Origin of the sequence: Pseudoalteromonas sp. EB27, assembly GCF_001974875.1 — a bacterium.
Classification (GTDB): domain Bacteria; phylum Pseudomonadota; class Gammaproteobacteria; order Enterobacterales; family Alteromonadaceae; genus Pseudoalteromonas.
In genome coordinates this window covers 23,671-47,015 of sequence record NZ_MTQD01000002.1, presented here as the reverse complement: position 1 = coordinate 47,015, position 23,345 = coordinate 23,671, and the positions used below count along the sequence as shown (strand labels likewise).

Sequence of the window (23,345 nt, the reverse complement as noted above, 5' to 3'; positions counted from 1 at the left end):
AAAAAGAATATAAAGGAAAGTATTAGAGAGTGGTGGGTCATGATGGATTTGAACCATCGACCAATTGATTAAAAGTCAACTGCTCTACCAACTGAGCTAATGACCCGCTCTAATGTAAATCTGCTTTGAAAAAGCTACGTAAATCCGCCGATTAAAACTTTCATAGAATGGTGGGTTATGATGGATTTGAACCATCGACCAATTGATTAAAAGTCAACTGCTCTACCAACTGAGCTAATAACCCGCTCTATGCACTTATTCAATTAAGAATGCAGCTTACGTAAATCCGCCGATTGATGCCATACACTATTCACAAGGAATAAAGAATGGTGGGTCATGATGGATTTGAACCATCGACCAATTGATTAAAAGTCAACTGCTCTACCAACTGAGCTAATGACCCGCTCATGCGCTTATTCATTTTGAATAAACTTACGTAAATCCGCCGATTAAAACTACTCATAGAATGGTGGGTTATGATGGATTTGAACCATCGACCAATTGATTAAAAGTCAACTGCTCTACCAACTGAGCTAATAACCCGCTCTATGCACTTATCCAATTAAGAATGAAGCTTACGTAAATCCGCCGATTGATGCCAAACGCTATTCACGAGGAATAAAGAATGGTGGGTTATGATGGATTTGAACCATCGACCAATTGATTAAAAGTCAACTGCTCTACCAACTGAGCTAATAACCCGCTCTATTGTTGCGTTTAAATGCAACTAACTACTTTACGTAAATCCGTCGATTGGAACCAATCACTATTCAAAGGAATAAAGAATGGTGGGTTATGATGGATTTGAACCATCGACCAATTGATTAAAAGTCAACTGCTCTACCAACTGAGCTAATAACCCGTTCCAGTTGCTAACTTATTTCTAAGTTAAAGCCTGCGTAAATCCGCCGATTGATGCCAAACACTATTCACAAGGAATAAAGAATGGTGGGTCATGATGGATTTGAACCATCGACCAATTGATTAAAAGTCAACTGCTCTACCAACTGAGCTAATGACCCGCTCTGACGTTGCGTTTTATAACAACTTAGTATTCTACGTAAATCCGCCGATAAAAGACCATTCAAAGAATGGTGGGTTATGATGGATTTGAACCATCGACCAATTGATTAAAAGTCAACTGCTCTACCAACTGAGCTAATAACCCGCTCTTTTTGTCGCATTTCGAGTGGGGTAACCATTCGTTTGCTGCGGGCGCTTATAATACTTATTTATAAAATGAGTGCAACCGAAATTGTCTCTTTTTTTAAGTTTTTATGTCTAGATGCACAAAATTAAACCGTTTGTGCTCAAACTACATGCAAATCCAAGATTCTTCGAGAGTTTCCATGTAGTTTGCTCGCCTTAACTAAAATTTAGTCGCTAGTTACCTAAACGATCAGTCGCTAGTTTTGCAGCGGTTGTACTTGGGTATTGATTGATAAGATCACTCAATATTTTTTGTGCTTGCTCCGCCGAACCTTGATCTTGTAAAAGTGTACCTAACTTTAGCATTGCATCTGGACGTTTGTTAGAATTTGGAAATTCGTTAACGACGACTTTAAAGTGCTCTACCGCTTTTACACCATCATTCTTAATTGTAAGCAACTGCCCTAACCAATAATGCGCATTAGATGCATATACAGAGTTTGGATACGTAGTTAAAAACGTTTGAAATTCAGGGATCGCTTGATCGTAGCGTTTATCTTTCATTATTAACGCAACAGCGCGCTCATACGCTTCGTTTTCAGATAAGTCACTGCTATAGGTCTGTGCGTCGTTTGGCTGTGCCTGATCGGCTACCGGAGCTGCTGGCTGTGTATAAGCCTGGCTAACGCGGTTTTCGATTTCTTGGTACAACTCACGCTGACGCTGCAGTACTTTTTCAAGCTTGTAGCTTTGCTCTTCTGTTACACCTCGAATTTGGCTTACTTCGTCTTGTAATAAGTTGAGCTGTTGTTGTAACTCTACTTGCAAAAAGTTACGCGACTGCATCATATTTTCAAGTGACGCTAATCGCTTCTCAATACTTGATTGTGAACTCGCAGCTTCTGAAACAGGAGCGGGAGCAGCCATTAACTGGGTGCTCCCGCTCAATATCATGGCTGCCAAAATAATTTTCGGCTTCATAATATCTCTTATCTTAGTAAACTAGTACCGCACGGCGGTTTTTAGCGAAAGCTGATTCAGTGCGAGACTTAACCATTGGCTTCTCTTCACCGTAGCTTACCACTGACATTTGGCTAGCTGAAACACCTAAGCTTAATAAGTATTTTTCAACTGCTTGGCCACGGTGCTCACCTAGTGCAATATTGTACTCTGGAGTACCGCGTTCATCTGCGTGGCCTTCAATTAGTACTTTAACTGATGAATTTTGAACTAAAAACTCAGCATGTGCACGAAGTAAATCAGCGTATTTGCCTTCAACTGTCGCTTTATCAAAATCAAAGTAGATTACCTGCTCTTGGCGAAGTGCTTCGTACTTTTGACGAAGTTGCTCTTCTGCTTGTTGCTCAGGAGAGATTGTAGCTACTTCAACTGTATCAGTGTTAGTTGATTGCTCAACAACGCCTTGATTTGATTGGTTTGCAGCACCTTCATCAATATCTGAAGATGAGCTACAAGCTGCTAATGTCATTACTGGCACAGCAATTAGCAGGCCTTTAAGTATTTTGTTAAGTTGCATTGAGTAGATTCCTATTTTGAGTAAACCAGTAATATTACTGTAAGTATGGCGACCAAGCTGGTGCCTTTACTTGTCCGTCTAGCACAGGTAACCGTGCTTTAAAGCGGCCGTCCATCGATACTAGCGCAAGTACCTGTTTATTATTATGAAGCGTGCTATATATAATCATCGAACCGTTTGGCGCTATGCTCGGTGATTCATCTAGGCGTGTTCTCGTTAATACTTGGAACGCACCTGTAGCCAGCTCTTTCTTAGCAAGATGGTACTGCCCGTTGGTACGGTTAACCATCACTAATTCTTTTCCATCTGGTGTTATAGAACCAGCAAGATTCATATCACCATCAAAGGTGAGTCGTTGTGACCTACCTGTTTTTAAATTTAACTTATAAATCTGAGCATTACCACCCCTTTCAGATGTAAACACAATATCTTGACCATTAGGATGCCAAGATGGTTCAGTATCTATGCTACGGTGATTTGTTAAGCGCGTTTCTTTGCGTGTAGCCAGGTCAAGCAAGTAAACTTCTGTTGCACCCGTCTTGTCTTTAGAAAGTACTAATAATAGCTTTTTGCCATCTGGCGAAAACTGCGGTGCGCCATTAATACCACGGTAGCTTGCGATTATTTCGCGCTTACCCGTGTAAATATCTTGAATATAAATTTGGCTTTGGCGGTTTTCAAACGTTACATACGCTAGCTTAGTACCATCTGGTGACCACGCTGGCGACATTAATGGCTCTTTTGAGCGAAGCAAAACTTGCTCATTAAATCCATCATAGTCTGCAACAACTAATTGGTAAGGCTTTTCATCATTATCGCGCACTATTACATAAGCAATTTTAGTCAAAAATGCGCCTTTCTCACCAGTAAGTTTTTCATATATAACGTCACTGATTCGATGAGAGTAACGGCGAAAACCGCTTTCACCAATAACACTTTCACGCGCTTCTAAAATATGATCTTGGCTTTTGATTAACTTACCATTACTCATCATTTGTGTGTTGCCACCAGTAATTTGGCCACGAATCACGTCAACTAACTCATAACGCACTAAGTAACGCCCATCAGTTTGCTGCTCAACTTCGCCCACTAATACAGCCTCCACACCTTTATTAACCCAAGATGCGTAATCAATTTCGCTATCTTTGGTCGGCTGTTGTGGCATTTGCGCTACATCTACAGGTTTAAACTTACCACTGCGCATTAAGTCGGCAGCAATAACACTGCTTAATTTTTCAGGGATTGGACCAACACCTTGGTATTTAAAAGGCACTATAGCAATAGGCCTTGCACCATCTACACCCTCAGTTATTACAATTTCAAGCGCTGCATTAGCAACACCCACAAACCCAAACAGTAAAACTAAACAGGCTATTTTTATTTTGTTGAACATATCATTCCTTTAAAACTCTGGCTTGATTGTTAAATTAATATTCTTAAGTTGTTCGAATACGTCTTTATCTTTAGATACCGGTAATGTGTCAGCCATGCGCACTGCTCTTAATGCAGCTTCACACACTAACTTATCGCCACCTAATGATTTAACTTGCGTTACTAAACCATTAAAGCCTAAACGAATATTGACTCGGCACTGTTGGTTTTTCATTTTTTCATCAATCAATAAGTTTTGTTGAATACGCGCCATAATTAATGCACGGTACTTATCAACTTCGCTCACCACTTGTTGCTGACGTATTTTACTACGGGCAGCCTGCTCTTTTGCAAGTTGCTCTTGTAGCATTTGCTCTTGCATCGCTTGCTGGCGTTTACGTTCTGCCTCGGCTGCACGCTCTTTTGCCTCGATTTCACGTTTTTTACGTTCAGCTTCTGCTTTTTTAAGTGCGTCTTCTTCGGTTTTACGTTTATCAGCAGCAGCTTTAGCTGCACTTTCAGCTTCTTGCTTTTGTTTTTCAGCTTGCTTAGCTTTAGCGCGCTCTTTTTGCTCAATAGCACGTGCTTTTTTAGCTTGTGCTTGAGCCTCGGCTGTTTCTTTTTCTTTAGCTTTGCGTTCTTGCTCTAGCTTTTTAATATGCCTAGATTCAGATTCGCGTTGCTCACGTGCATTTGCCGCCCTGCGTTCTAAATCGCGAATACGTTTGTCTTCAGCACTTTTTTTATCTTTTTCTTTCTTTTGAAGCTCAGCAATTTTTTGCTCAACTTGCTTTTGATCAACTGTAACAGCCGATACCGCATTATCTGGGGTGGGTATAGCCGAATTAAGCGTTACTTCCATTACTTTAGGCGCAGGTGGGTGAATGTTTGCAGACGCATACAAAAAACCACCTATGCCTAAATGAAGTACTATCGATTTTACTACTGAACTATTCATACAGCTACTTCCCCTCAAAGGATTCAGTCATTAATCCTACTGATGGTACGCCTGCATTTTTCAAAAAATCCATTAGTAATAATACTTCTTGATACGACACCTTACCAGAACCTTTAATCATTACTGGTACGTCAGGGTTTTTCATTAATTGTAATTTTATAACCGCAGCAACATCAAGTGCTTCCATAGGCTCTTCAGGATCAGTACCTACGCTCACATAATATTTACCCTCTGCATCAATTGAAGCAATAATGGGCGGAGTATCTTTAGTATCAACTAAATCAGACTCTTCCATTTTAGGTAAATCAACTTTTACACCATGTGTAATCAGCGGTGCTGTAGCCATAAATATAATTAGTAGTACCAACATTACATCAATGTAAGGTACTACATTAATTTCTGCGACCGGACGGCGCTTTTTACGCTGATACATTCGCTTGTGCCTCTATTTGTGTAGCTGCTTGACGGTGTAAAATATTAGCAAACTCTTCCATAAAGTTAATATAGTGAGACTCAAGCTTTTCAACACTGTTTGAAAAGCGGTTATAAGCAATAACGGCCGGAATTGCCGCAAATAAACCCATAGCAGTCGCAATAAGTGCCTCTGCAATACCTGGAGCTACCATTTGTAATGTAGCTTGTTTCACTTCACCAAGTGCAATAAAGGCATTCATAATACCCCACACTGTACCAAACAAACCGATGTACGGACTTATAGAACCTACTGTTGCTAAAAACGATAAGCTAGATTCAATTTTTTCAATTTCACGAGAAAGTGCAACACGCATTGAACGGTGCGTACCCTCCATAACAATACTCGCACTTTGAAATGTATTCTTTTTATGACGAGCAAACTCTTTAAAGCCTGAAGTGAATAGTGCTTCGATACCTTGAGACTGACCGCTGCGTGATGATATTTCGTTATACAATTTGCTTAAATCAATACCAGACCAAAACTTTTGCTCAAATTTCTTAGCATTTGATAGTGCATCTGATATTGCTTTTTTACGCTGAAATATAATTGTCCACGACATTACAGACATGGCAACTAGCCCTAACATTACTAATTGAACAAGCAAACTTGCTTCTAAAATTAGGTCTAAAAAATTAAGCCCTGATCCCACGTTAAACTCCTAAGTAATTTCAAAATACGGCAAATTGATTAATTTGTATAAATATGACCGCTTACAAGGTCAAAAGTTGCATCTAGTGTATCTAGTCCATTTCAAGCTGACAACGGTATTGCTATGAATAGGCAACAAAAAACGTTAAAAAAACAGCTTTAGTTGGCATTTCCCTCTGCCTCAGTATTTTATTTAATCTTTTAACTAAACTTGCTGACTACAAATATGCGTAAATATATAGGTAAAACGTCATAAAATGCGCCGTTTATTCAAAATAAGAGCATAAACACTCAAAACTTATGAGCCTGATCTTCACGTAATAGTAAAACTAATACCGAGTCACAACGAAACTCATTACTTAAGCTATAAATTTCATTAACTTATAAATTTAACGATTAATTAACGCACAAGATTCAAACAACAATAAAATTCACAGAATTAGTTTTTCTAATCTGAAAATACAAATTTTCTAGTTTGAACAAAAAAGTAAACTTACGTATTATTCTCCCATACCGAACTAGCGCACTGAATGAGATAGCTTCATTAAGCCAAGTTCTTAGTAATAGGATATTTTATCGTATTACATTGTTTTACTCTTTCTGGATAAAACCAAATTAAGTAAAACGTAGTTCCCTGGATTACTTCCTTCAACTTGTTGTTTGCCCGCATTTTTTGCGGGCTTTTTTTTGCCTGCAATTTGGTGCGCTACATACTTTATTTATAAACTAATAATTGCCCTACCTATTTTACAATAAGTAATTCGGTTACTAGTTTGAATGGTACGCAGGATAGCTTCGCGAGTCTTAACGCCCTGTGAATTAACAGTTAACTATAAAGCATATAGCTATTTTGAAATAACATATGCAACAGTGTGTTGAGGTTTTGGGTAAAATACCTGCCGGATAAATATGTCAAAGCAAGGGATAACAAGTCAGTTACCTGCTGCGCAATAAACCACAGCAAGTAATGTGTATAGGCTAGTCTTTTTTAGGAAGTAAACCGAAATGATGGTATGCGCTATCAGACACTATTCGCCCGCGTGGGGTTCGCTGAATAAATCCTTGCTGGATCAAAAATGGTTCTATCACATCTTCAATTGTTTCACGCTCTTCACCAATAGCAGCCGCTACATTGTCGAGCCCGACAGGGCCGCCCATAAATTTTTCAATTATGGCGAGTAAATATTTGCGATCCATATAGTCAAAACCACTTTTATCTACGTCAATCATGTCAAGCGCTTGCTTAGCTACTTCGGCGTTTACTGTACCGTCAGATTTTACCTGTGTGTAATCACGAACACGGCGCAATAAGCGGTTAGCTATACGTGGTGTACCGCGCGAACGCTGTGCAATTTCGGTTGCGCCATCGTCGCACATTTCTAAACCTAGATAATGTGCAGAGCGCCCTACTATATGCGACAAATCTTCTACAGAATAAAACTCTAATCGCTGCACAATACCAAAACGGTCACGTAGGGGCGATGTAAGCGAGCCTGCTCGGGTGGTTGCTCCGATAAGTGTAAATGCAGGTAGGTCTAATTTAATAGAACGCGCAGCTGGGCCTTCACCAATCATTATATCAAGCTGGTAGTCTTCCATTGCGGGGTAGAGTATTTCTTCAACTTGCGGGCTGAGTCTGTGTATTTCATCAATAAACAGTACATCGCCTTCCTCTAAATTTGTGAGCAGCGCAGCTAAATCGCCTGCTTTTTCAAGTACAGGGCCTGATGTTGTTTTAATACTTACGTGTAATTCGTTGGCGACAATATTTGCAAGCGTGGTTTTACCAAGCCCTGGTGGGCCAAATATTAATAAATGATCGAGCGCTTCACCACGGGTACGAGCAGCTTCAATAAAAATTTCCATTTGCTGCTTAACATGAGGCTGGCCCCTGTAGTCAGCTAAAAGTTTTGGCCTTATAGCACGATCTATAGAGTCTTCATTTGTTTTTTCAGTCGCGTCAATTAAGCGATCCGCTTCAATCATGGGTTACTCACAACATAGATTTTAAAGATTCTCTAATAAGAACCTCAGTAGACATATCGGGTTTGCTTATCGATTTTACTGCTTTTTGAGCTTGTGGCAATTTATAACCTAATGCAAGCAGTGCTGATACGGCATCATCGGCTGCGTTATTAGCTATTGTCGCATCGCTCATTGGCTCTATTACTGCGCTGTCGCTAAATGGCGTAAATAAATCATTACCCCAATCTTTTAGTCTGTCTTTCATTTCGAGTACTAAACGCTCGGCTGTTTTTTTACCGACACCCGGTAATTTAACTAGCGACGTTGAGTCTTCGTTATTTACACAACTTACAAATTGCTTTGCCGACATGCCCGATAAAATAGCTAAGCCAAGTTTTGGCCCAACACCATTTGCTTTTAATAGCTCTCTAAACAAGGCACGCTCAAGCTTATTATTAAAACCAAATAATAATTGAGCATCTTCACGCACTACAAAGTGGGTGTAAACAATCGCGTTTTCACCAATTTTTGGTAAATCGTAAAAACAGGTCATTGGCATTTGTACTTCGTAACCTACACCACTTACTTCGAGTAATATTTCTGGTGGCTGTTTTTCGACTAAAATACCATTTAAGCGGCCTATCATAGTTATTTCCTTAAACGTCCTCTAACGGTTTTGCTTGCGCTACCCGCTAGTTTAATTAAATTTTGTTCTGAGTGAGCGTGGCAAATCGCAATAGCGAGTGCATCAGCTGCATCGGCTTGTGGCGTGCCAGGCAACTTTAAAATATTTTTTACCATGTGTTGCACTTGTGTTTTATCTGCACCACCGTTGCCGACTACTGCTTGCTTAATTTGCCTAGCTGAGTATTCAAATACGGGTAAGTCGGCCATTGCAGCGCCAACAATAGCCGCGCCTCTAGCTTGGCCTAGTTTTAAAGCAGAATCGGGGTTATGCGCCATAAATACTTTTTCAATCGCAAAGGTTTCTGGCGAAAATTGCTCAATAAGCTGTGTAATGCCTTGGTAGATCATTTTAAGCCTAACCGGAAAAGGATGATCGGCTAACTTAATACAGCCACTGCCTAAGTATGTAAATTTAGAACCTTGGTGGGCAACAACGCCATATCCGGTCAAACGTGAACCAGGATCGATCCCTAAAATAATGGCCAAACTGCATTCTCATTATTGTTATTTTTAAATTACGCTAATAATGCCAGAGCACTGTATAAATTACCAGTACAAAGAAAACAAAAATGCCCACGTGTTAGGTGGGCATTTAATACTTAATCCAATACGTATTAAGTTAGTTTAGGCTTACCCTAGGGCACGCACTAACCCTTGGGTGTTTTGTTTAAGTGTTCGGGCAATCATTAAATAACCTAATCCTGCCACAAATACGCCACCCGCTACCGGCCCAATAACCCATATATGCGGATGCAACTTACCTGCTAGGTCAAACATTTGTTGCTGCACAATTAAAAGCGCTATATCACTAAAAAATGCCGCGACTAAACCGGCTAAACCACCGAGTAATAAAAACTCATACAGGGTCGCATTTTTAATTAATCGGCTTTTAGCGCCAAGCGTTCGCAGTATTACAATTTCTTGCATACGTTCACCCAAGCTAGCTTGCACTTGCGATATAAGTACAAGTGCCCCACACAGCACAACAATAGCCAGTACAAAGCCAATGGCGAGCGATACTTGCGAAATAGTTGTTTGTATTTGCTTAACAAAGTTATCAATGTCAATGGCTGTAATAGTAGGGTAAGTACGCAATAACTGGCTAAAGTCACGCTTTTGCTCTGGGTTTATGCGTACCGACGAAATATACGTCGCCGGAAAATCTGCAAGTACATCTGGGCTTAAAATAATAAAAAAGTTAGGTTTTAGCGTGGCCCAATTAACTTTGCGCACACTGGTGATTTTAGCGTCGAACGACTGCGAACCAATTAAAAATGTAAGCGTATCGCCTATTTCAACATCTAAACGCTCAAGCATCGACTCCTCTACTGAGGCTTCGGCTGTTGCATTTTCACCAAACCACGCGCCTTGTGTTACTTCGTTTTGATCTGGTACATCTTTAAGCCATGTAAGGTTCAGCTCACGGCCAATACCTGCACGGGCTTCTTCGTCTTTTTTCTCGTTGTCTTGCAGCGATACAGAACGTGCTACCAACTCGCCGTTTACCGCATTTACACGCCCACGAATAGTTGGATAAAACTCTGATACCTGAATATTTTTTTGAGCTAAATATTCATTAATTGGCTCAAGCTCATTTTGCGTAATATTCACTAAAAACGCATTAGGTGCATCGTTTGGTAATTGCGATTGCCAATCAGATATCATGTCGTTTTTAAGTACCACTAAAAACAGCAGTAATTTAATCGCTAACGAAAAACTAATTAACTGGACCGCGTTCACATTTGCACGTTTTTGAATAGACGCAATTGCAAGCGACCAACTGTTACCTGGCTTTAAGCCAAGCTTTCGACCGCCACCAAATATTAATTTGGATACTAAAAACAGCACACCAATTAGCGCGAGTGTTGAGATAAACAAAATAAGCGTTATTTTTATGTTGTTACTAAATAACCACATTAATAAAAACACAGTTAGCGCACTCATTGCCAAGTGCACACGACTTACGGCTAATTTATCACCTAAGTTACGGCGCAGCACTCTAAGCGGTGGAATATCAAATAAATCAAATAACGGTTTAATAGAAAACATAACAGCACAAATTACGCCAGTACTAATAGCCACCAGCCACGGCTTAAAACCACCTAAAGGTAGCTCTGTGCCCATACTTTTTGATAAGTAACTTGTTGCTATTTCTTGCAAGCCATAACCAATTAATAGCCCAATACTTACCGCCATTGCACATACAAGCAATAAATGAAGCATGTATATTTTGCGGATCATTGAACGGCTACCGCCTAGTGTTTTCATCATTGCTACTGGGTCGTATTGGCGTTCACAATAACGTTTTGCTGAAACAGCGATAGCCACTGCAGCTAAAATAATACCCAATAAGCCGGCAAGTAATAAAAAGCTCTCTGCGCGGTTTAAGCTATTTGAAATAGGTGATTGGCGGTCTTTAACACCATACCATTGTTGGTTTTCTTTTATTTGTGGTTTAAGCCACTCGTAAAAGCTATTTATATCGGCCTCACTACCGGCATAAAGCTGGCGATAATAAACACGACTACCCGGCTGCACAACTTCGGTTTTTGCCACATCGTCAATATTAATAAGCACACGACGGCTGCTCGAAAACACATTAAATGGCGCATCGGGCTCTTCTACAATAACTTTTGAAACATTAAATAATGCAGCGCCAAGCTCTACTTGCGCGCCTATATCAATATTTAAACTGTAAAATACAGATTCACTTAGCCACACATTACCAGGCGTTGGTCCGCTATTAGCAACCTTAGTTTCACCTGTAAGGGTATCTTTAACTTTTAACTGCCCTTTTAGCGGGTACGCATTAGATGCCGCTTTTACTGAGCTAAACTGCATTTCATCATCGGAAAACAACATAGTGTCGAAGTACACCATTTGAGCCGTTTTTAAATTTTGGCTTTGTGCTTGAGTAATAAAAGCGGTATCGAGAACATGATCGCTTGCAAGAACGCGATCAGCAGCAATAAAAGCACTACTTTTTTGCGCAATACTTTGCCCTATTCGCTCAGTAACCATCGACAGTGTAAGCACGGTTAAAACAGCAAGCGCGATAGCCGCACTTATAACAGTTAGCTCACCACGGCGAAATTCTCGCGAAAATAATTTAAGCGCTAACTTAACCCACATTAGCAACGTCCTCTACTTGGCTTTTTACTAGTAAACCCGCTTCTATTTGAATAATGTGCTCACATTTTTGTGCAAGCCCTTCATCGTGAGTAACCAAAATAAGCGTAGTGCCGTGTTGCGTGTTTAAATCAAATAACAAGGATTCAATCATTTTACCGTTTTTGCTGTCTAAGTTAGCCGAAGGCTCATCAGCAAACAGTATTTTAGGTGTACCAATAAATGCTCGCGCAATAGCCACACGTTGTTGCTCACCGCCAGAAAGTTGCGACGGGTAATGATCAACACGATGGCTCAAACCTACTTTTTCAAGCAAGGCAATTGCTTGCTCTTTCGCATCACTCTCGCCAGCAAGCTCTGCTGGTAGCATAACGTTTTCAAGTGCCGTTAAGCTTTGTACTAACATAAACGATTGAAACACAAACCCAATTTTAGCGGCGCGCAGCGCAGCGCGCTCTTCTTCATCTAAATTGTGTAACGGCTCGCCATCTAAAAATATTTCACCACTGCTTGCGGTATCCAGCCCTGCTAATAAACTGAGTAATGTTGATTTACCAGATCCCGACGTGCCAACAATAGCAACAGACTCGCCATGCTTGACATTAAAGCTGATGTCGCTGAGGATGGGCAGCTCACCTTCAAAGGTAGAGACTACTTTAGACAAACCATTAACCTGAATTATATTTAATTGAGAAAGCGCTGACATATGACTCATTCAATCCTTCGTTTAGTATTCATTTTATTTTTAGTTATCAAACCGCTGAGCGCAGCAGCCAACAACACGATTTTAATACTCGGTGACAGTTTAAGCGCAGCCTACGGACTTCAACAAGAAGAAGGCTGGGTAAAATTGTTACAAGATAAATACGATGACGAACAAGCCGACATTGAACTTATCAACGCCAGTATTAGTGGCGAAACATCTGGTGGAGCCCTACGCCGTTTAGATGCATTGCTTGAGCAATACGAACCCACTCATGTACTTATTGAGCTAGGTGCTAATGACGGTTTACGTGGTTTTCCAGTCAAAAAAATGCAAACTAACTTAACGTCTCTTATTCAAAAAAGCCAAGCAGCTAATGCGATGACCGCCTTAATGGAGATTTACATTCCCCCTAATTACGGCCCGCGTTACAGCAAAATGTTTACAGACACTTTTACACATGTTAGCGAAGAAACAAACGCGCATTTAATGAACTTTTTTATGCTAGATATTGCCAGCCAACCTGAGCTGATGCAAAACGATAGTTTACACCCTAACAAAAAAGCTCAGCCATTAATACGAGATGAGATGTATGACTCGATCAAAAAGTGGTTAAATAAAGACTAGCCAATTAATACACCGCAAGAGTGCTATTTTAGGCCTCTTGCGTAATAAACACCCAAACAAACAATCGCTTATTGATTTTTAAAAAAATACACGTACTATTGCATACAAAGTCGGTATGTGGCGCAGCTTGGTAGCGCACTGTCATGGGGTGGCAGGGGTCGAGAGTTCGAATCTCTCCATACCGACCATTTAATTACCCCTGTATTAATAAGTTAAACTTCTCTTCAAAATGTAGCCAAAATTTACCTGTATTAATTCTACAATTTATCTGTAGCACTACCTTATTTATCAAAGCACACTTAATAAAACAGAATTTACCTAGTAAGTCTTGTAGTTTTTGAGTGGGTTGTATTTAAATGTTATTACCTTGAAGTGGCCTTTGTGGAATCTATATAAAGCCATTTGATTTCAATTTTATTGAAATTAAAATAAAAAAGCGCTCTAAGCGCTTTTTTTATTAAAGTACTAGTGCTTGCGCCCTACACCATTTCGTACCATGTCTTGCCCTGTTTGGAATACGTCTTCTGTAATCATGCGTGCTAAAAGTAGCTTTTGATTATCGTCAAACACAGCAACAAAACGGCTGCCATCTTTGTTATTAGTAGCCATGCCAACACCAGCAACACCTTTAAGTCCAAAGCCACCGTTTTCGACATCTATTAAAAAGCTTTCTAGTGCGGCTAAAGTATCAATTACGTCATTTTCATTATTCATTTTAAAACTCTTTTAGTAAGGCTTTTAAATCATTATGGTGGCTATTTTATAGAGAAGAGCCAAAAACTTAAACCCTTGGCTCAGGTTAGTCACTAAATCGACTTTATAACTAACTCTAAATTGCTTAGCGCACAACCAAACTCTTTGGCATTTACGCGATGATACTGTGTGTCACTCGTTGCTGTAAGGCTAATTATAAACTCGTCTTGTTGAGCGACCGCACTTTGCTCTTGGCTTAGGCACATAGCTTGAGTAAGTGAGCGAAGCTTTGAATTTGTTAAAATTGAGCTAAAACGCTGCACAGGCAGTGGAGGTATTTTTATAGCCGGTAACGCTTGCTCTATGGTGCGCTCGCTTAGAGTAAACGTGTTATTGGTAATATCAATTACGCTACTAGCAGGCCAGTACGAATAACGATAGTTATTACTATCAGCTAGAGGCTTACCTTGCTCAGTTAAGTGCACAACACCACTTTTACCTATTACGGTCATTAAACTACCTTCTGGCGATTTAATAACAACCAAAGCTGTATTTTCATCAATACCAAAACCATGTTGGATCTCTGTTTTAGTATTTTTCACTTCGTTTTTATTTAGCGTTGCTGCAAGCCTAAACGTGCGGTTTTGTTCGCTAAATTGAGTATCTATAACACCAAAATTAAAGCTAGCAAGTCCACCAGCGTTAGCGTTAGCATTAGCGTTAGTTTCACTTTTACGAAGAGCCTCAAGGCTTGTCGTATTTGTCAGCATGCCCGTCACTTTACTCTGGATTGCAGCGCCCGCTCCCTCACCTACAATTACTGGTCGAGTTTGCAATGCTTGCGTCCACGGGTATGGGTTATTGTTTTGATCAAATAATACTTTGTGAGTTAATGCTGCATTACCGCTATTAAACATTACACCGGTACTATTTTTAATAAGTGATACAAGTGCATTAGTGCCACTTTTGCATAAAGCGTATTCGACCTTTGTGTACTCTGGATAAATCACTTCACGGTTATACACATTCATTAATGTATTTCTAAGTGCGGGCAATTCATCGCACGAGTTACTCGTTATAGCTTTAGCAAGCGCTGGGGTTAGTGCTAACCATTGAGTGCTTATATTTGATTGTGCTAAAAGACTCTGCGCTACATCTGCCGACTCATAAGGGTCGCGGCTCGATGCCGTAATAGCAAGCATAGTGGGTTTTGCGTTATTAACCTTTAAACTGCCCGACACAAATTGTAAAATATTATTAGTCGCGACCTCAATATTAAAATCGGTATTTACTTGCTCTTTTAAGCGCTCATCGTTTTTATTAAGTAGCGGCACTTCTAGCATATCAAATACAAAGTTGTATTCTTGCTGAGTCAGGCTTTCTAATTGCTGGTTATTTATATCGCGCCATAGCCATAATAAATCTGTTTTAGATACGCTATTTGACGATTTACCTAGCAAGGTTTTAAGTGTTTTTAATACAGCCGTTTTTGCCTCAACGTTATTATTAGGCCAGTGCTGCGTGATATTTTTTATTTGAGCGTTGCTAACAGCATATAAATTATGTGACTTACCATCAATAGCAGTCTCTTTTTGGCAATTGTTAAGCTTTGCGCTTGTACAGGTAGTTAGCTCTGAGCCCACTAAAATTAAAGTTTGGCTTTGCTCTTGGGCCACTGAATTTATTGAAAAAGCAGCACTAAATAATGAAACTACCATACTCAACAATTTTGGTTTTTGATTGCGTAAAAATGCACACATCGTAGTGTAAACTCTAATAAATTTATAAAAATAATGTGTTGTAGTTTAACAGCTAGCCACTTGAGCCTAAATATATTTTTATAAGTGTTAAATAATTCAAGCCTCTGAAAAGCGATAGCGTTAATAATTTATCAAAATAAGTTGTTTAGTTTGCATGCTTGTCTTTATAAATATTTACTAAACAAATTTAAACAGAGCATTTATTGATCAAACTCATTGTTTAAATTACGGTGGTGCATTGTTTTATGTAACTAGGGTGAAATATGGACTTTTCTAATGAAGAGGTAAATTTTTTAGCTGAGTTATTCAAACCAAATACAAAGCAAAGCTCTCCTCGCGATCATATACTGACAATGAAAAGCTCAGTTCCTGCTAGCATAGCGCGCCTTCTCACTCATGCTAATTTAACTTTGCTTGCTGAAGTTGCTAATTACCAACTTTGGTTTCCCTTGCAATTAAAAATTGATGAGTTAGGTGTAATTAACCCCACTTTAAGCGCACCAGAAGTAATTGATACAAAGGGCACTCAACGTAGTTGGCGCTGGAGTGAGCTAAATATTAAAAGCCAAGGTTTTAATATTGAATCGATTTCCAGTACGGGCATATTTTTAAAACCATTAAAAAGTGGAGAGAGCTTAAAAAAATTACAGCACATGAGCTTTACCTTACCCAACAAAGAAAGCATATCGATAGATGTAGAACCCGTTAGGCAAAGTAGCCTAGGGATTGCAGCAAAAATAACTCAGATTCATAGCGGGCAAGAGCAATTACGCGCCTATCTGTTTGAAGAACATAAACGTCAATATGCTAAGCTGTACGAAGATGGACAACTAATAGAGCAGTTAATTTAGTCTCTTTTAAACACTCACATGCACTTCACTTAGCTTTATTTAACCCCCTCTCAATGTTAATCTGTACCGCTATTAATAAATCATAAGGATATGACAATGCCAGGTGCTTTTGCGCACATCACTGCCGTTAATATTGCAACGCAAACCAAATCACTCGCTAAAATGGATATGCCTAAAAAGGCAAAACTTATTTTAAGCCAACGCCAAGCATATCTCGAACTAGGTTGTGTAGCCCCCGATTATCCTTACTTAGCTGTAGCGCAGCCTAGCCAAAATGCATGGGCCGACCTAATGCATTATGAGCACACAGGCGATTTACTTAAAGCAATGATTGAATACTGCAAAACACTTGAAGGTGAAGCATTTGAAAAGTGTTTTGCTTGGTTATGCGGTTATATGGCCCATGTTGCTGCGGATATAACAGTGCATCCGGTTGTTGAATTAAGAGTAGGCCCGTATGAGCAAAACCAAACGGCGCACCGTGCCTGCGAAATGAACCAAGATGCATTTATTTGGCAGCGTTTAAATTTAGGTGAGTTAGGTTATGCTGACCGCGTGCAACAAAATATTGGATCTTGTACTAACAAAGACGATAATTTTGATACCGATATTGCAAAAATTTGGCGACATGCTTTATTAACGGTTCACCCAAGCTACGCAGCACAACACGCTCCTAACTTTAATTCATGGCATAACGGTTTTCAGCTTGTAGTAAATAATGTTGAAGAAAGCTATCGATTATTTGCCTGTGCACGCCATGTTGCTGCTGATTTAGGCTTGTTTTATCCTCGCCCAAACGAAGTAGACCCCACTTTTATTGAACATCTAAAAACGCCGCACGAGCCTATGCATTACAACGATATTTTTGACTTTGCCGTTAGTAACATTCAGCACTACATAACCATTATTGCCAATGCCGTATTTTTAGAGACTGATTACAGTGCAATTAAAAATTGGAACCTAGATACAGGCTACGATGAACACAACACGATGACGGTATGGAGCAAATAAAATGAAACACTTACTTTATATAAGCCTCATAGTATTACTTAGCGGTTGCTACACTCCTAAAAAAAACAATCCAGAAGTGATGGCCGACTTAGCCTCACAATTAAAAGATATTGCTACAGCCGTTGATGGCACACTAAAATTTAGTGAAACATCCTATTCAACAACTGATGAGTTATTAAAAGCCGCTGTTAATAACGATTTAAGCAAACTTGCACCTTTTGGGGAATACACGCTTATTGTAAACGTACAAGATGATAACGCAGTGCTACTTTTATGTGATGCCAATACGGCTTTAATTGAAGATGCAGGCTGTACTGCTCAATCAGATATACAGCATTGGGGAGCAGGAGTTATTCATCAGTGCGAAATAACTATAAACGCCCAACAGCTCTGTAACTAGGTAATAAAATACCTGCTATACATTTAAAGTTGAGCCGTCATCTCTTTGGGGTTAAACACTAAGCCATGGCGGCTAACATGCTCTGCAAAATTTTCGGCTGACATTGGTTTCGCAAAGTAAAAGCCCTGAAATTCTTTACACCCCATTTGCGCCATTATTGCTACTTGCTCTTGGGTTTCTACTCCTTCGGCTACACACTTAATATCAAGCTCTTCACACATAACGTGCACCGCTTTAACTAAACTTTTTTGACGCGTAGAGCTTGTTACTTGGCTGATTAATGAGCGATCTAACTTGAGCTTGTTAATAGGGTAATCGGCAAGGCGTGCAATATTAGAATACCCCACTCCAAAATCATCAACCGAAATAGTAAAACCCCACGATTGCAGTGTTTGCATAAGCTTTAGCGAATGCGCTTGGTTTGCCTCAAGAGAGGTTTCAGTCAGTTCTAACTCTATTTGAGGTGGCTTTACGTTGAAGTCGGCAAGGTATTTAACCAGTTTTGACATAAAATCGGTTTGGCTAAAATCAATTAGAGATATATTTATTGCCACCGGCACACTCGGTAAACCCGCCTTAGTCCAATTGGAAATTTGAGCGCAGACTTTTTGAATAATCAGATCGGTTAACCTACTGACCATTCTGTATTCTTCGGCAATAGGAATAAATACCACTGGCGACACATTACCTAGTATAGGACTGTTCCAACGCGCTAAGGCTTCAAGCCCTATACATTGACCCGTTGCATCTACTTTAGGTTGATAGTGCACCGACAAATCGCCCTGTAGAAGCGCTTCATCTAATAACATTGAAATTTCGTATTTTTCGATAAAAGCTTGTGATTGCTTTTCGTTATAACCACTAAGGGGCATATTACAATTTGCTAGTTTAAGTGCTTCGCATGCATTGCTAAGTACTGTTGTGCTGTTTTTTCCATGATCAGGATACTTTGCAAAACCAAATAAAAATGATTGCTGACACTTAGTGCCAAATACATTATATGTTTTATCTAATGTATTTTTTATTTGCATTAATAGCTTCTCTTCAAGCTCGTTTTGCGAGTTTGCCCCAATTATAAAAGCAAGCTTTCCTACTCCTATATGAGCACACAAAAGAGGCCCATCTGGCATCGCTTTTAAACGCTTGTACGCGTTAATAAGTAATGCTTGAGAGTCGGCTTTAGTGAGCTTCAAATTTAAGTATTCACTATTTGCACTTTGCGCAACAACGATATAAAAACCTTTTTGGTATTTGCTTGTTAATCTGTCGCATTGCAGCTCAAACCATTCTCTATTAGGTAGTTTTGTTTGCGAGTCTCTAAAGCGCAAACGTTTATTTTCTTGTTCCATCATCGATAAATTTTGTTTAATGAGCTGCTCTTGCGTGCAATCGTAAAAGTCATATACACGGTAGTTTGTACTCATTGTTATTTGCTGATAACTGGCTTTAAAATAACTTTTTTTGTACTTCACAGTTTTATTTTGAGCATTAGAGTCGTCAAAGACTAAAGTAGGAAATAAATGAGAAAGATTAACGCTCCTTTCTTTTAATTCTTTTTTTATACCAAACATATCAATAGCATGTTGATTAAAATCAGTAATGACAAGATTTTCGTCAACAATAATTTTGGCTTTATTTGATTCGGTGAACAGGCTTCGATAAAGTTCATTTTTATCTTTAAGGTGTGTATTAGCGCTTATCATTGTTTTGTTTAAACGCTTAGCAGCCACAATTGTGCGCGCCACAGCAAGGGGAATACAAATGTTAAAAAATAAAAATATAAGCCCTGTAATGTATAAGTCAGCATCGGGAAGTTGTTGAGCTATGCCGGTTAAACCCGAGACATCAACGTTATTGATGATCATATAAAACGGCGCAATATTTAATACGCCATAAGCAAGAGCTGTTCTATAACCAAGTAGCATAAGTGCTATTATCGGGCAAGAATACATATACATAGAGCCCACTTTAGCAAGCTCTAAGTCTGTTAAAAATAAGTTCATTGACACGCTAGCAGCTACAATAGCTATTAAAAGTGCATGAGCGCTAAAGTGATAAAAACGCTTACTTGCTATAAGTAAACCACATGCAGTAGCAAGAAAGCTGCTTGTTAATACAACAATATAAATTAAGTTAAATTCAATAGCGCTTGTGTACGTGTGGCACGCCACAGCAAAACATAACACCATTACTAAAGATAGAATAATGCGCAGTGCACTTATTCGCCAATTAGCAACCTGACCAGGGGCTGAATAATGGTCATTTAATAAAAAGAATTTATTGAAAAAATGCATAATAAACAACAGTTAAAGCTCATTCTTCTATTAGACATTGATAGCTTGTTAAAATCAATCAAATGAATATAATTTCTATTTACATTGTTCTATAAAATAGACAGGTGTAAACCTAATTGTTAGCCGTTAAGCATTTATTTTTCGAGTGTTTTTACAGTTATCTTCTTTAAGAGCGAAACCACTGCACCCTAAAAATTCACCGTGCTTAGATTTGCGTTTACGCATTTCGCGCCCGCACTCCTCACAAATTGGGTGCTGCATTTTACATTCTGTATTCACACATTGTGAGTATGTGTTTTTATCAACCGATGGGCCACTACAGCTTTTACACACTCGTAATTTAGTTTCGCAAATTTGCGTGTTAGTACAACTATAATAATCACCATATTGACCCGTTTTTGGCACAATTAAACCGTCGCTGCACGTACTACACTCTCTTTGCTTTAGTTGCGACTTATTAAATAACGTTGAGCCAATTTGAATGGGATAATTGTCATTTACTAATTCTTTTACAAACGCTGAGCATGCATAAGGGTCTGCAATTAAATACACTTTATGTTTAGCGCGTGTAATACCGACATAAAGCAAACGCCTTTCCTCTGAGTGAGTGAATTCATCTTGCTCTGGTAATAGCGCCTCCACCAGCACATTATTTTGGTTATCGCTAGGAAACCCTAATTTACCTTGTTCAAAACCAATGATAATACAGTAATCGGCTTCAAGCCCTTTGGCACTATGCAATGTCCAAAAATAAAGAGTGTTTGTATGCTTTTTATCTTTTAAATGCTGCTGCACGCTATTTAACATGTATCTATATCGACTAAGTATGGCAATGCTCGCTGATGCATCGTTTTTTTGAATCGTGCTTATGCTCTGCTGTACTTTTATTTCTATCGATTTAGTACCTTGGTATAAATCGTCTAATAAAATAACTTGTGGAGTAGTTACTTTTGTATGTGTGCTGATCTGCTTTTTATATTGCTCAGGGTTTTGCATTACAAAGCGCCCAGCTACATCGCTAATGCTATTATTATATCTGAATGTTTTTTGCAGCATAGTGAGAGAGTGGCTACCCACTAACTCATTAAAGCGCGTAGTAAGCGCTAAATTACCACCCGAGAACCGATAAATTGCTTGCCAGTCGTCACCAACAGCAGTAAAGCGTATTCCTTTGGCATGTTTTAATATGGCACTTAAAAAAGCCATACGCGCGCTTGATATATCTTGAAACTCATCAACTAAAATGTGGCTCCATGGAATATTAAAATCTCCGCTTACTATCGCCTTTGTTGCTTGAATAATCATATCGTCAAAATCAATGGCACTTTGCGCGTTTAATTCATTTATATAAGCATCATGAATTTGCACTAACAAGTTTGCATATTGCTGGTAATTTTTAATACCACTTTGCTTAATGCGCTGTTCTATTTGCTTATTACTTAGTTGCTCGACTCGAATAGCTTGTAAACATTTTATGTACTTATCAATCCCTTGCTGTAACTGCCCTGAGTTATTTAAAGTATGAAATATTTCATCGTTACTTAAAGGTGTTAATTCAACATTATGCTGCTTTAATTGCTTTGCGAGGGTTGGCTCTAGCTTTCCTTCTACCCAGTTGTAATGAAAGGTCTCGAGTAAGGTGGTGCCATTTTGTTTATGCAGTTTGCGCTTAAATGCAACTTGCTCGTTATAGTGTTTTTTATCTATATCGGCACGTGTATTCCCTTGCCTATCAATGCCAAAGTGCTCTAGGTAAATATCATATTGAGGTATATAAAAATCAGGCTTATATTGCCCACTTAGCTCTGCGCCTTGGCTAAAGTGATAATTCACCTCATAACTATGCGGTACGCAATTCAAATGTAGCCAGTTTGAAATTAACACCTCCTGATAACTTTTTACTTTATGACCCGCAAGGCTACGGTATTCGTTATCGCGTACGTACCGCTCGTACTGTGCATTATCTTTAAAGCTAAATATATCAACCGACTCATGGAGTAAATCTATAAATGCTTTTAAAAACTGTGGCTCGGTTTGTATTTTTTTACTTACCCATCCAGTTAACCAACTATTTAATTGAACTGGGTCAGTTGCAAATTTTGACAACTCGATTGGCTTTTTAGCACTTTGTAATAATTTAAGCCCAAGCGCATGAAACGTTAAAATAGTGGGTTCTTTGGTATGCAATTTTGCATGCGTGGCGCGTTTAATAAAGCGCTCTTTAAGCTCATTTGCTGCTGTTTTATTATAGGCCAGCACCAAAATTTGCTCAGGCTTGGCAATATTGCATGCTATTAAATTTAAAGACTTTGCTACCATCACAGATGTTTTACCTGTGCCTGCTGCCGCTAATACTAAATTTTTATCGTTATCGCGTATTACCGCTAAGCGCTGCTCGGTTGTTAATGGATTTGACTCTACTTGATTAAAAAAGTCATTTTTAAGAGTTAGTTGTTTTTTTTCATATTTATGGCGCAACTGTGCAATTGCATCGTGAGTATTGGGTGTGGTGCTTAGTATATTTAAAAATTTAATACTACTTGGCGATAAGTGTTGTTGCCACACACTTGTACTTTTAGCGTACTGCTTGGTAAGCAAAAACACATCATTCTTAAGTGTTTTTATGGAACTATCACGTAAAAACTCATCTAAAGCATAGCGCTTGAGCGAAATCTTTGCGTTATTTACCTTTTGCTCAAGCAGGGCTGAAAACCGCGTGTTAAGGGCTGTGTTTAAAGTGTTCGCTTGTGCTTTGTTTAAAAAACTAATTGATGTATTGCTACTGTCGCACAAATTAATTTTGGCGCTAAATAAACGGTTTTTAAGTATTGAGTAATTATAAAAGTCCTTAATTAAAAATGTCCGCGCGGGAGCACTTCTAAAATGAACAACAAGATGCTCTTGCTCAATAGTTACGTGTTTAATACGGGTAAAAAAACGGCCTAGCCAACTTGGGGTAGCAATATACTGCGCCATAATACTCAATATGAAGATATGCTTTACCTGATTGTAACATACTCTTTTATAATACATTTAGCGCTAATTCGATGCTTACTTAGCAAACAATTTAATTAGTAAGTTAGTTTT

The 23,345-nt window shown here is 39.0% G+C and carries 19 protein-coding genes and 9 tRNA genes; 5 read left to right on the top strand and 23 right to left on the bottom strand.

The window, feature by feature from the left end; genetic code table 11:
* Positions 1–30: 30 nt before the first annotated feature.
* The 19 genes from BW142_RS02835 to BW142_RS02745 form a co-directional block, all read right to left on the bottom strand.
* Positions 31–106 (bottom strand) — tRNA-Lys (locus BW142_RS02835).
* A gap of 62 nt (positions 107–168) precedes the next feature.
* A tRNA-Lys gene (locus BW142_RS02830) sits at positions 169–244 on the bottom strand.
* Positions 245–327: 83 nt separating this feature from the next.
* Positions 328–403: transfer RNA gene (locus BW142_RS02825), tRNA-Lys, on the bottom strand.
* A gap of 64 nt (positions 404–467) precedes the next feature.
* Positions 468–543: transfer RNA gene (locus BW142_RS02820), tRNA-Lys, on the bottom strand.
* Between the two features lie 83 nt (positions 544–626).
* Positions 627–702 (bottom strand) — tRNA-Lys (locus BW142_RS02815).
* Between the two features lie 84 nt (positions 703–786).
* Positions 787–862 (bottom strand) — tRNA-Lys (locus BW142_RS02810).
* Between the two features lie 84 nt (positions 863–946).
* Positions 947–1,022: transfer RNA gene (locus BW142_RS02805), tRNA-Lys, on the bottom strand.
* A gap of 70 nt (positions 1,023–1,092) precedes the next feature.
* A tRNA-Lys gene (locus tag BW142_RS02800) sits at positions 1,093–1,168 on the bottom strand.
* Positions 1,169–1,383: 215 nt separating this feature from the next.
* The gene (gene ybgF / locus BW142_RS02795) at positions 1,384–2,130 is read right to left on the bottom strand and encodes a tol-pal system protein YbgF (RefSeq protein WP_076923802.1); all 747 of its coding nucleotides are present in this window, start codon (positions 2,128–2,130) and stop codon (positions 1,384–1,386) included.
* A gap of 13 nt (positions 2,131–2,143) precedes the next feature.
* The gene (gene pal / locus BW142_RS02790) at positions 2,144–2,686 is read right to left on the bottom strand and encodes a peptidoglycan-associated lipoprotein Pal (RefSeq protein ID WP_024597677.1); all 543 of its coding nucleotides are present in this window, start codon (positions 2,684–2,686) and stop codon (positions 2,144–2,146) included.
* A gap of 34 nt (positions 2,687–2,720) precedes the next feature.
* A complete protein-coding gene (gene tolB / locus BW142_RS02785; RefSeq protein WP_024598709.1) occupies positions 2,721–4,079 on the bottom strand; it encodes a Tol-Pal system beta propeller repeat protein TolB in 1,359 nt (452 codons plus the stop codon).
* Positions 4,080–4,088: 9 nt separating this feature from the next.
* On the bottom strand, positions 4,089–5,015 hold the full coding sequence (tolA, locus tag BW142_RS02780; protein ID WP_076923801.1) for a cell envelope integrity protein TolA: 927 nt from the start codon (positions 5,013–5,015) through the stop codon (positions 4,089–4,091).
* A gap of 4 nt (positions 5,016–5,019) precedes the next feature.
* On the bottom strand, positions 5,020–5,448 hold the full coding sequence (gene tolR / locus BW142_RS02775) for a protein TolR (RefSeq protein ID WP_007580386.1): 429 nt from the start codon (positions 5,446–5,448) through the stop codon (positions 5,020–5,022).
* Entirely contained in the window at positions 5,435–6,139 is a 705-nt protein-coding gene (gene tolQ, locus BW142_RS02770; RefSeq protein WP_007580384.1) for a protein TolQ, read from the bottom strand. Before tolQ ends, tolR begins: the two co-directional genes overlap by 14 nt.
* Before the next feature lie 977 nt (positions 6,140–7,116).
* The gene (ruvB, locus tag BW142_RS02765) at positions 7,117–8,124 is read right to left on the bottom strand and encodes a Holliday junction branch migration DNA helicase RuvB (protein ID WP_007580382.1); all 1,008 of its coding nucleotides are present in this window, start codon (positions 8,122–8,124) and stop codon (positions 7,117–7,119) included.
* Between the two features lie 7 nt (positions 8,125–8,131).
* The gene (gene ruvA / locus BW142_RS02760; RefSeq protein WP_076923800.1) at positions 8,132–8,749 is read right to left on the bottom strand and encodes a Holliday junction branch migration protein RuvA; all 618 of its coding nucleotides are present in this window, start codon (positions 8,747–8,749) and stop codon (positions 8,132–8,134) included.
* A gap of 2 nt (positions 8,750–8,751) precedes the next feature.
* On the bottom strand, positions 8,752–9,276 hold the full coding sequence (gene ruvC, locus BW142_RS02755; RefSeq protein WP_002960649.1) for a crossover junction endodeoxyribonuclease RuvC: 525 nt from the start codon (positions 9,274–9,276) through the stop codon (positions 8,752–8,754).
* Positions 9,277–9,420: 144 nt separating this feature from the next.
* Complete coding sequence (locus tag BW142_RS02750) at positions 9,421–11,922, bottom strand: FtsX-like permease family protein (protein WP_076923799.1); 2,502 nt, start codon at positions 11,920–11,922, stop codon at positions 9,421–9,423.
* Entirely contained in the window at positions 11,912–12,625 is a 714-nt protein-coding gene (locus BW142_RS02745; RefSeq protein WP_076923994.1) for an ABC transporter ATP-binding protein, read from the bottom strand. Before BW142_RS02745 ends, BW142_RS02750 begins: the two co-directional genes overlap by 11 nt.
* On the opposite strand from BW142_RS02745, the gene BW142_RS02740 reads away from it, so the two are divergent.
* Both BW142_RS02740 and BW142_RS02735 read left to right on the top strand, forming a co-directional pair.
* Positions 12,626–13,249, top strand: coding sequence for an arylesterase (locus BW142_RS02740; RefSeq protein ID WP_024596836.1), 624 nt, complete (start codon positions 12,626–12,628; stop codon positions 13,247–13,249).
* 111 nt (positions 13,250–13,360) lie between these two features.
* Positions 13,361–13,437, top strand: a tRNA-Pro gene (locus BW142_RS02735).
* Positions 13,438–13,714: 277 nt separating this feature from the next.
* Here BW142_RS02735 and BW142_RS02730 read toward each other — a convergent pair.
* Entirely contained in the window at positions 13,715–13,963 is a 249-nt protein-coding gene (locus BW142_RS02730; RefSeq protein ID WP_024600470.1) for a hypothetical protein, read from the bottom strand.
* 92 nt (positions 13,964–14,055) lie between these two features.
* Positions 14,056–15,660 carry a cyanophycinase gene (locus BW142_RS02725; RefSeq protein ID WP_076923993.1) on the bottom strand — a complete coding sequence of 535 codons (1,605 nt, stop codon included), beginning with the start codon at positions 15,658–15,660 and terminating at the stop codon, positions 14,056–14,058.
* Positions 15,661–15,965: 305 nt separating this feature from the next.
* On the opposite strand from BW142_RS02725, the gene BW142_RS02720 reads away from it, so the two are divergent.
* From BW142_RS02720 to BW142_RS02710, 3 genes are all read left to right on the top strand, one after another.
* Positions 15,966–16,553, top strand: a complete 588-nt coding sequence (locus BW142_RS02720; protein WP_024600468.1) for a hypothetical protein — start codon at positions 15,966–15,968, stop codon at positions 16,551–16,553.
* Positions 16,554–16,649: 96 nt separating this feature from the next.
* Positions 16,650–17,564, top strand: a complete 915-nt coding sequence (locus BW142_RS02715; protein ID WP_076923798.1) for a zinc dependent phospholipase C family protein — start codon at positions 16,650–16,652, stop codon at positions 17,562–17,564.
* A gap of 1 nt (position 17,565) precedes the next feature.
* Complete coding sequence (locus BW142_RS02710; protein WP_002960664.1) at positions 17,566–17,964, top strand: hypothetical protein; 399 nt, start codon at positions 17,566–17,568, stop codon at positions 17,962–17,964.
* Positions 17,965–17,987: 23 nt separating this feature from the next.
* Here the strand turns inward: BW142_RS02710 and BW142_RS20525 are convergent, their stop codons facing one another.
* On the bottom strand, positions 17,988–20,258 hold the full coding sequence (locus BW142_RS20525) for an EAL domain-containing protein (protein ID WP_083707549.1): 2,271 nt from the start codon (positions 20,256–20,258) through the stop codon (positions 17,988–17,990).
* A gap of 126 nt (positions 20,259–20,384) precedes the next feature.
* Positions 20,385–23,234, bottom strand: a complete 2,850-nt coding sequence (locus tag BW142_RS02700) for a UvrD-helicase domain-containing protein (protein WP_076923797.1) — start codon at positions 23,232–23,234, stop codon at positions 20,385–20,387.
* Positions 23,235–23,345 lie beyond the last annotated feature (111 nt).